Origin of the sequence: Lysinibacillus sp. NPDC096418 (assembly GCF_044762775.1) — a bacterium.
Classification (GTDB): Bacteria; Bacillota; Bacilli; order Bacillales_A; family Planococcaceae; genus Lysinibacillus.
On the sequence record NZ_JBIWEY010000062.1, the window covers coordinates 1 to 9,692 of the forward strand.

Genomic DNA, 9,692 nt, shown 5'->3' on the forward strand with positions numbered 1-9,692 from the left:
AAAAATCTTATTAAATTTAAAGTATAAAGAAATCGGGGTTCATTTGGGTTAAGGTGCTGTAAATTTACAGCACCCCAACATTTGATTTAGAACCTTTAATATTTGTATTTCCTTAACGTTGTAAATCTGCGTTTTGCTGGTGGTACCCCAGAATGAGTTTAGAACCTCTTGAATACCTGGTATCTTGGGCCAAGACTAATACTAATTAATGGAGCAACACTCTATACAAAAATAGCCTTAATATAAATGCAACAATATATATTAAGATTTTTGTAAGAAATGAGTAAGAGGGAATATTTGCTAGATCTGGTTACTACAAGTGGTGATGTCAAGACAACTTTCAGATAGATTTATAAGGGAGTTCTGTGGAACCAGACATTAAGCTGAAGAATATTATGTATGAAGACAAAAATGAAAATAGTGCTGTTGGGGATAGTAAATATAATTGCTGTTCTGTTGGTATTGTTAAATGAGCTTTAGTTTGATTTAACTAGCCTTGTCAGAACGGATAATTTTATGAATTAGTACCTGTTTATAAAGACGATTTTTACGTTCACCATTTGCATTTCATCGTACTCACTTGCATAATAAGTGCAGAGGTGTTTAAGTTTGAGAAGTATTGATAAGGTTTTTCGAGGGTTCCTAATACTCGGTTTCGTCATGCTAGTAGGGCGCATAATTACAGCGATTTGTCGACATTATGGTTTGGCTTTTACTACGTTTTTTACAGATTATCATTTGGTATCATTATTGATTTTAGTAGTTGGCATTTTCGGAACTGAGTATAGAAATCATCAAAAAAAGAAAGGAAGAAGGTAAATGACAGAGTGGCCGAAAGGTGTGGCAAAACCAGCGATCCGTGCGCTGAATGCGGCAGGTTATACAGAACTAAAACAATTAGCGCAGGTGGATTTAGCAACGTTAAAAGATTTACATGGTATGGGGCCAAAAGCGCTTGCTGCAATTGAAGCGGCATTGAAAGAAGGAAAAAAGTCAGTTGAATAAGTACAAATTGTTTTTACTTGTAATGATGGTATACTATATTATTGTTGTGGTAGTCATTAGTAAGGTCTTTGTCATTCCGTTGATGAAATTTATGGCGCTTCTTTTCTTTATAGGGACAGGCTTTATTTTTTCTCGAAGAATGATTAAGAAAATGAAGTAGGAGGATTTATGAGGATACTTAAGCTTACATTTTTTTATTTGATGATCATGATTCTGGCAATTGCATTATCTCTTGCAGGCGTGCGCTTGTCTGTTGCGCTTGGATTTTTTGCACTCATTGTAATAGCAGTAATCTATCGTCATATACATATATTATATCGAACTAATAATATGCAGCAGGTTGATCGACTTGTGAAGAAGGAAAAAAAGCAACCTTTCTTTGCGTATCTTTATGCAAATGCATACGGGACGGAAGAAGAACAGCTACAAATACTCGACGATCTTATAGGAAAGTACAAGCAGCCTGCGATTAAGTACAATTATGTCTTCATCAAGGCGTTACTTGAACAAAATTTACTGGTAGCGAAGGATGCGGCGGGAAAAATACAGAAAGAACCACTATCAAGTTATGCATTTTGCTATATTGCAGCACTCGAAGGAAGAACTGCAGACATGCACAGTGACAAACTAACACATCCGTGGATGCAGCCTGCGATTGAAGCGATTTACGCGCACACTGTCAAGGATGAAAAGGCCTTCAATCGTTTTATGAAAGAAAGCATTGATGTTGCGCGTGGCGTGCAAAAGTATTTACTGATACATACATTTGAAAAAATGAAACTGGAAATGGAAAAAAGCTAGTGCACGAGGGTGCTACTAGCTTTTTTTGAGTTTTTCATTTCTACCTAGTAAAACACCACGTAATATACCCCACACAAAAATGAGGAATAAGATAAACAGAAAAAGGTATGCATGCCATTGCTGTAAAATACGCTCACGTCCTAATGCCATAGCAAGGTCGTTCCATAGAGAATATGTAAAATAAAGCAAGATTGCATTTTTGATCAAACAAAATGTCATGATCGCATTTTGTCGTTGTACATGTGATTGCATTTCTTTATTTTTTCGAGGTACCGGATAACCGGCTTTGATCTCTAAATAGTGCAACATTAGAAAAATCATAAGTGCGACAAATGGAAGATAAAAAATCGCGATTTTTGGTCCAAACTGTGCGTCACCGCTATTAAAGCTTTGTAGTACAGGAATGGAAGTTGGTAGCTTACTGTATTGGATTATCGTCGCTGTAATGGCCGCCAAAAAAATTGTAGCGACAATCATTGTCAGACGCTTGCAAAATAGGGGTGTAGGCGTTTTTTGTAGTTTATTCATAGAATCACCTCATAACTTAAAAGACTTTCATAAATCGTATTCTGTTATACTGTACCATAAGATAAAGAGACTGTGTTTGAAGGAAGAAGGATTTGATGGACTTATTACTGTTTTTATTCATTGGTTTGGCGGGAAATTTGATTGGCACATTAGTTGGAGGGGGCGGACTTATTACGTTACCAACAATGATGCTCATGGGTGTACCTGTACACTCTGCAATTGGTGCCAATAAAGTTTCCAATATGGTGAGTGCATTTTCGAGCTTTTACTCAATATTTAGACGTAAGGAAATTTCTTGGAGTGAGTTACGGTCTGTGCTTTTCGTATCCCTTATAGGGGGGACTCTTGGTGGTTTATTTGCCTCGTTTATGAGCAGTCAAACTTTAACATTAATCGCAATTGTCTTACTTGGTTTTGCACTCGTTATGTCTTATATCGGCGGGGCTGATTTTGGAGATCTAGCAAACTTTACAATGAACAGAAAAAATGGCTCAATTTTGTTAGGTATCGGGATTTATGATGGTATGTTTGGTCCAGGTAGTAGTACGCTTGCGCTTTATATGTATGCATATGAGAAAATATCGTACATCAAGGCAGTTGGTCTATCGCGTGTAGGTGTATTTGCTATGTGCGCTGGAGCTGCAGTAACATATATTGCTTCAGGGAAGATTATGTGGCCAATGACACTGGCATTAATGGCAGGTTCAATTATTGGTGCGCAAATTGGCATTGTACTTGCACGAAAAGTAAATGCCGCGCAGGTAAAGATCTTATTACGTCTTGTAACGATTGTGCTGATGCTACAATTAATCTATGATTTCATCTCTCAACTTTAGGAGGGTCTTTTAATGTTTGAAATAACACCATATCCTGCATTTTCTTGGTCGTTTTCACGTCAAAAAACATTAGCAAGCTGTGCGAGAAAGTATGGCTATGACTATTATTTTTCACATAATGGCTGGCTAAGTTATAATGTGGAACCTTTCCATCAGCATGTCTATCGCTTGAAAAAGCTTCAGTCAATGCCTATTTTATTCGGGCAAATTGTCCATCATATTATCGAACAATCAATTGTCCATTATTTGCAAACGAAGGAAGTGCCTACTGTGGCAGAGATGGTGAATAGGGCGCGTGGACAGCTTAATGCGGCATTTATTGACTCGACACGTCACCGAGATTCATGGATGCAAAAGCCAAATAAATATTATATGATGCAAGAAATTTACTATGAAGGTAAGCTTGATCCAATAATAGTGACAGACTACAAAGAAAGAATGCAAACAATCTTTGAGAACTTTTTGCATAGTGAAACCTTTCAGCAAATTACTGCTAGTAAAGGCTCATTAAGAATAGGTGAACCAGAGCAATTTCGTACGATGAAAATAAACGAGACACAAGTATTTGTCGTGATGGATTTTCATTATTATGATGAACTAGCTGACAAATGGATCATTATTGACTGGAAAACGGGCGGTGAGTCTGACGATGACCGTCAACAATTAGCATTGTATGCGTATTATGTACAACAAAAATATCGAGTTCCGTTTGAAAAAATCGAGGTTTACAATGAGTATTTGAAAACTGGACAGCGGAAAAAATATGTGCTTACACAGTTTGATATTGAAAACATCATGCATATATTTAAACGTAGTGTACTAGAAATGAAGAAATACCAAGCAGACATTTTCTCGAATGAACCAGTCGATTTTGAAGATTTTGAGCGAACATCTGAGGGATGGCAATGTTTGAGATGTAATTATAAAGAATTATGTATACCTAGGAAAGCTTAATTACCTAGTGAATGTGATACATTAGAAAAGACATCAAAAGCAATAGACAATAATCTAAATTATAATAAAGAATTACTTTTTAGGAACGTATGATTACGATTAGTTCTTATTAACTTCTAATAATTAAAGGAAAATCCAAACTTTTGTCGAATGTTGTAGATAAAGGGGATGAGATTCGTGTTAACCAAAATTAGAAAAGTAAAGTTTGAGCGAGAAAGAAAAAATCCTTTATATAATGTTATTATGGAATGTCCTGATGGAAAAGAATTATTCGTTAAATTTGACTATACGTATGCCACAGGTAATTTTTGGCCACTAGAAGTCCGTTATAATAAAAAGAATTATGGGGCGAAACTTGCATGGTACACAAGAGAAGTTGAAAACATGACTGTTAAATCGTTCTTAGAGACGATTGCAAGCAAAATTAATAAAAAATATAATTTTGATTTAAAAGTGAACTTGATTCAAGTTAAATAAGATTGTTTAAGCCTGCCGCAGTAAATTGGCAGGCTATTTTTATGGGAGTATTAGCTTTCATTTCTTTAATCAATTTTATTGTTAAGCAAAAGTTTACGATCGTCTTCTTTAATCATTTGTTTTACGGTCTCTTCGTCTAGTAAACCATATGTCCTCATAGAATCTTTAAACGATTCTCTATATGCTACTAAAATTTTTGATTCCCCTAAGTTTATAGTGATCATACTTTTGTTGTAGCAATACATAAAATGAAATCGGGTTAATAACTAATAATTTGAATTTTGTGATAATATAAAACTTACTAGTATTTTATTAGAAAAGGATAGGAAAGCACATGACGAAAACAGTCAATGTAAGTCCTTGTTAGTGTTAGATTGTGGAAATATAAGGTGCAATTGAACTGGTGGGAGGGGAGAATTTGGAGATGAAATGTACGGTTTTTTTCTAAAAAATGTCGCAGGTTTTTATCAATAAATACCTAGTTAAATTTTTTCTGGAATTGCATAAAATTTAATTGATCGAACGCTCAATCATATGTGTTTAGTATATTAAACATAGGAGGAATAGCTTATGAAAAAATCCAGTATGATTTTCTTTGAAAGAAAATTTCCTAGTGCAAACATGATTCTTATTAAGGATCAGCTACCCATCCTAATTGATACTGGTTTTGGGAGTGATGTGAAAGAAACAGAGGAGTTAGTTAGGTCGGTAGGTGTTACACCTGAAGAATTACACCTTATTGTGAACACGCACTATCATAGTGACCATGTAGGAGGTAATTTTCATTTCCAAAAAAATTATGGTGTTACGATTGCTGCTCATAAATGGGATGCCAATTTAATTAATACTTGTGACCCTGAAGCTTGTAGTGCAGAATGGTTAGATCAACCTGTAGAACCATATCAAGTCGACACAAAGCTCTCTGATAATGATGAGATTCATACTGGAAGTAGAATCTTGAGAGTCTTGCACACACCGGGCCATACATTAGGGCATATTTCTTTATATGAACCTGAAGAAGGGATATTAATTTGCGGAGACCTCTTTCATAAAAATGATATCGGTTGGTTAAATATCTTTCGAGAAGGTGTTTCATCTATCCAACGATCGTTAGAAAGTTTGGATCTATTATCCACGCTCAAGATTCAGCAGGCATATTCAGGACATGGACCTAAAATAGACAATCCTTTAGATGCTATTGATGCTGCCCGGGAGCGGTTTGAAAAATGGATCAGTATGCCAGAAAAGGTTGCGTGGCATGCTTGCAAGAGAATATTTTCATTCACATTAATTATTAAAAATGGATTGTCAAAAGATGAGGTCAATAGCTACCTACTAAAGTGTGGATGGTTTCAAGATTTTGCACGTAACTCTTTTCAGCTTCAGCCAGAAGAGTTTATTCAAATCTTGCTTGACGAAATGATTCGTTCTGGAGCAGCAAGCTGGCGTAATAATCATTTAATCGCATCTACGTCCTATAAAGCACCACATAAAGATTGGATCGATAAGAACATAAAGCCGAATGAATGGGGAATTCAAGACGTTCTAAAATAATTAAAAACGGGGGATTTATATGCCATTAAAAGTAGGAGAAACCATTAAGTTTGAACGGACTTTTACAGTAAGGGATGTTGAATTATTTACAGAACTATCAGGAGATGAGGGAATCCATCATACAACCCCAGATGAACAAGGAAGACTTGTCATTCAAGGCTTACTAACGGCAACTTTACCTACAAAAGTAGGTGGAGATTATAGCGTAATGGCCCGTAATATGAATTTTGAATTTTTAAGACCTGTATTTACGGGTGACACCATCATTTGTGAAGTGAAAATTGAGAAATATGAAAAACAAGAAAATAATCGCACAGCTATTATTACAACCTTTTTATGCAAAAATCAAAATGAAAAAGAAGTATTAAAAGGGGATTTTTCAGGTGTAATCCTTTAAATCCTTTTTAACAAAAGATGCTACGAATTCAATAAAATTATAAAAAATGCATTGGTTCGCATTTAACCAATGTGTTTTTTTTATGTTAATAAAGTATTCTCAGGAGATAGTTTTCTGAAAAGAAAAGCGATTCTCGAGCCAAAAAATGAAGAGGTACGTGTTAAGAAAAAAACATCATCTCACAGACAAAGATTAATTTGTCTAGTAAGATGATGTTCTTTTTTATTTTGTTAGTGCAACGATAAACTCGTCGCGATCAGCTTCCTCTTGCAGGACACTATCTACGAGCATTGCGCCATGTCTCACGTTTGTCATATCACGGTCTACTAAAAATTGAACATTCACCTTTTCGTTTTTATCGTTAATCGGGCATTCACCTTCAAATTCAACAACATCCTGTCCTTTTTGTGTTTCGAAGTATACCCAATAAGGATTTTTACACGACGATTCAAATGATTTCTCCAATGATTGGCTACTATTTTCTACAGAATAGTTTTTAACATATGTAATGTATTCATTTTCGGTAATATCCTTTTGTGGGCCATAGAAGTACCAAAAAATACCTAATATCCCGATTGGTACAATCCAAAGTATATTACGTTTACTTAATTTCCCCATGTAATCATCTCCCTTTATATTTTTATTTTATCATTATAGTGCGTATTTTAGCTAGCTTAATATAATATTTTCTAGTTAAATCTCTTATTTCGTTATGTGTGGTATAGAGAGAAAAAAATAATCATCAATCAGTAGGTCCCTGAATAAATCCATATCATTTCATAGTGGGAGGTATTCTGAAATTTAATTATCAAATACCTCGCTTTTCAAATTGGCATAATGGTCTAACTTTCGAAATTTGAGCAATCTCTTCTAAACGTACGTTTACCAGTCAAAAAGGCATGAGCTACTCTAAATTTGATAATTCCCTTTAAAGTAGCTTGGATGCTGTTTTCCACAGAATTAGTATAAAAGGTAGAGAATTTGAGGGTGATGAAGGATTAGATGAATATTATAGGCTGTTTTGGTCAGCCTATAATGTGTGATTGATAAATCATTACAATGCAAATGATGTCCTAATCATTAATACGGATAAAGTTGATATTGTGAAAAAAAACCTAGGATGAAGAGCTAGGAGTAAAAGAAAAATTATCAGAAATGGGGATTAAATAATGGCTTTTTTAACAGCTATTCTTTCAGTTATTTTATTGGTTGGTACAGCATACTTGCTGTCCAATGATAAGAAGAATATCAACTTTAGAGCAGTAGGTATCCTCTTTGTAGCTCAGTTAATTACTGCTTGGATAATGCTAAACACATCCATTGGCGGCAAGATCCTGACAGGTATTGCTAAAGGCTTTTCTAAGATAATGGAGTTTGGTAATGAGGGTATCATGTTTGTATTTGAAGGCTTTGCTTTTCAGCAGGATACAGTACCATTCTTAATTTCAGTATTGATGTTGATTGTATTTACCTCTACATTGTTATCGGTTTTAACATACATCCGAGTATTGCCTATTTTGATTAAGTACATTGGAGGATTTATTGCAAGGGTAACAGGTCTACCAATTGTAGAATCATTCTCTACAGTAGCATCTAGTGTCTTTGGTGATACAGGAGCTTTGCTCGCAGTTAAAAATCATATCCCTAAAATGGATAGAAACAGATTATTTATTGCTACTACCGCATCGATGACATCAGTATCTGCATCTATTCTAGGTGCATACATGACAATGATTCCTGCTGAGTATGTTCTAGTAGCTTTACCTCTAAATGTTATGTCAGGTCTACTGCTTGCATCTATGGTAGCTCCAGCAAGGGCTAGAGAAGGTGAAAAGATTGATATTAATGAGATGATTACCGATAACTCAATTTTTGAGGCTATCGGTAATGGTGCAATTGATGGCTTGAAAGTCGCAGGTATTGTAGGAGCTATGTTGATTGCTTATATCTCACTTATTGCTATGATTAACTATGGTCTTAATGGTTTATTCGGTACGGATTTAACAACTATCTTAGGATATATTTTATCACCTGTAGCTTGGTTGATGGGGGTACCAGCATCTGAGATGATACAAGCAGGTGGAGTAATGGGTACTAAGATTGTGTCTAATGAGTTTGTAGCTATGATGGGCTTCTCACCAATGATTGAAACATTGTCAGCTAAGACAGTAGCTGTTGTATCTGCTTTCTTAGTATCATTTGCTAACTTTAGCTCAATTGGAATCATTTTAGGTACTGTACAAGCAATCGACAGTAAGCAAGCAGCAGTTGTATCTAAGTTCGGTCTTAAAATGTTATTTGTCGCAACAATGGCATCTGTATTGACTGCGACTGTTGTAGGAATTTTCATTTAAGAGGAAGCATGATGTAATAGGGTGTATTTTCAATGGAAATGCAGCCATTCTTCATGTCTTATAAAAAAGCGGACTTGTGCAAAGTATTTGTACATAGTCCTCTTTTTAGCGCGATTAAAAGTTTGGCATCCTAATTTCACTTAAACCCAATTAGTTAATTTTTCTCGCTTCATACATGGATTTAACAACGTTCGTTTTCAAGTAACGTTAAAAAAAGTTGTCCTCACGTCATTGTTATACGGGTATTCTATCATACTCAGTGAATGTTGATTCAAATTAACAAATTTACACCTCGGTCTGTCACAAACATTTTAATGTCATTCAGATATTTGATTTTCTTCACCTTGTCCTTTTCGCATTTCTCAAGTGTTTTGACTTTTATCTTGTTATGCATAGAAAACTGTAGCAGTTTAAGTTATAATTCAGGAAACGTTTGTTCTGTATAGTGGGAAGGGAATTGTGAGCATTATTAATAGCTGAGAAGCCATCTTTAATGCGTGATATAGAGAGAGTAGCAAAAAAATGAGCCTACCCTTTACGATTGATTTCACGTCATTTGTTGGACATGTCGCTAATCAGAGTTTTAAAAAAAAAGATATAAACTTGACACCTTTGGTAGAGCTCGGATAGTGAATATAAAGAGTTAAGTTTATTAATTCTCCCTCTATAAATGTTGATATATCAACGATTCGACCCTTTTTTTAAGTGGTGAAAATATTTTTTCTCCGCATCTTACATATAGTCTTTTCTAGTTCTTCAATACATTGTCATTTGATGGGTACGCTT

At 35.0% G+C, this 9,692-nt stretch carries 11 protein-coding genes; 8 read left to right on the forward strand and 3 right to left on the reverse strand.

Going from position 1 to position 9,692, the window contains the following annotated elements; genetic code table 11:
* The first annotated feature begins 819 nt into the window (after window positions 1-819).
* Window positions 820-1,005, forward strand: coding sequence for a helix-hairpin-helix domain-containing protein (locus ACIQZG_RS23915; RefSeq protein ID WP_402758579.1), 186 nt, complete (start codon window positions 820-822; stop codon window positions 1,003-1,005).
* A gap of 168 nt (window positions 1,006-1,173) precedes the next feature.
* Window positions 1,174-1,806 (forward strand): hypothetical protein, encoded by a 633-nt coding sequence (locus ACIQZG_RS23920; protein ID WP_402758581.1) that lies wholly within the window; start codon window positions 1,174-1,176, stop codon window positions 1,804-1,806.
* Window positions 1,807-1,821: 15 nt separating this feature from the next.
* Here the strand turns inward: ACIQZG_RS23920 and ACIQZG_RS23925 are convergent, their stop codons facing one another.
* A complete protein-coding gene (locus ACIQZG_RS23925) occupies window positions 1,822-2,334 on the reverse strand; it encodes a DUF1648 domain-containing protein (RefSeq protein ID WP_402758583.1) in 513 nt (170 codons plus the stop codon).
* Window positions 2,335-2,429: 95 nt separating this feature from the next.
* Between ACIQZG_RS23925 and ACIQZG_RS23930 the strand changes: the two genes are divergently transcribed.
* The 3 genes from ACIQZG_RS23930 to ACIQZG_RS23940 all read left to right on the forward strand — a co-directional run bounded on the left by ACIQZG_RS23930 (window position 2,430) and on the right by ACIQZG_RS23940 (window position 4,601).
* On the forward strand, window positions 2,430-3,170 hold the full coding sequence (locus ACIQZG_RS23930; RefSeq protein ID WP_402758584.1) for a sulfite exporter TauE/SafE family protein: 741 nt from the start codon (window positions 2,430-2,432) through the stop codon (window positions 3,168-3,170).
* A gap of 12 nt (window positions 3,171-3,182) precedes the next feature.
* A complete protein-coding gene (locus tag ACIQZG_RS23935) occupies window positions 3,183-4,124 on the forward strand; it encodes a PD-(D/E)XK nuclease family protein (RefSeq protein ID WP_402758586.1) in 942 nt (313 codons plus the stop codon).
* Between the two features lie 177 nt (window positions 4,125-4,301).
* Window positions 4,302-4,601 (forward strand): hypothetical protein, encoded by a 300-nt coding sequence (locus ACIQZG_RS23940; RefSeq protein ID WP_402758588.1) that lies wholly within the window; start codon window positions 4,302-4,304, stop codon window positions 4,599-4,601.
* A gap of 65 nt (window positions 4,602-4,666) precedes the next feature.
* On the opposite strand, the gene ACIQZG_RS23945 is transcribed toward ACIQZG_RS23940, so the two are convergent.
* Window positions 4,667-4,825 (reverse strand): hypothetical protein, encoded by a 159-nt coding sequence (locus ACIQZG_RS23945; RefSeq protein WP_402758590.1) that lies wholly within the window; start codon window positions 4,823-4,825, stop codon window positions 4,667-4,669.
* A gap of 346 nt (window positions 4,826-5,171) precedes the next feature.
* Here ACIQZG_RS23945 and ACIQZG_RS23950 point away from each other — a divergent pair, with 346 nt between their 5' ends.
* Both ACIQZG_RS23950 and ACIQZG_RS23955 read left to right on the forward strand, forming a co-directional pair.
* The gene (locus ACIQZG_RS23950) at window positions 5,172-6,155 is read left to right on the forward strand and encodes an MBL fold metallo-hydrolase (RefSeq protein WP_402758592.1); all 984 of its coding nucleotides are present in this window, start codon (window positions 5,172-5,174) and stop codon (window positions 6,153-6,155) included.
* 19 nt (window positions 6,156-6,174) lie between these two features.
* A complete protein-coding gene (locus tag ACIQZG_RS23955; RefSeq protein ID WP_402758593.1) occupies window positions 6,175-6,552 on the forward strand; it encodes a hotdog domain-containing protein in 378 nt (125 codons plus the stop codon).
* A 222-nt stretch (window positions 6,553-6,774) separates the two neighbouring features.
* On the opposite strand, the gene ACIQZG_RS23960 is transcribed toward ACIQZG_RS23955, so the two are convergent.
* On the reverse strand, window positions 6,775-7,170 hold the full coding sequence (locus tag ACIQZG_RS23960) for a glucosamine 6-phosphate synthetase (protein WP_402758595.1): 396 nt from the start codon (window positions 7,168-7,170) through the stop codon (window positions 6,775-6,777).
* A 551-nt stretch (window positions 7,171-7,721) separates the two neighbouring features.
* Here ACIQZG_RS23960 and ACIQZG_RS23965 point away from each other — a divergent pair.
* Window positions 7,722-8,906 (forward strand): NupC/NupG family nucleoside CNT transporter, encoded by a 1,185-nt coding sequence (locus tag ACIQZG_RS23965; protein WP_402758597.1) that lies wholly within the window; start codon window positions 7,722-7,724, stop codon window positions 8,904-8,906.
* Window positions 8,907-9,692: the final 786 nt, after the last annotated feature.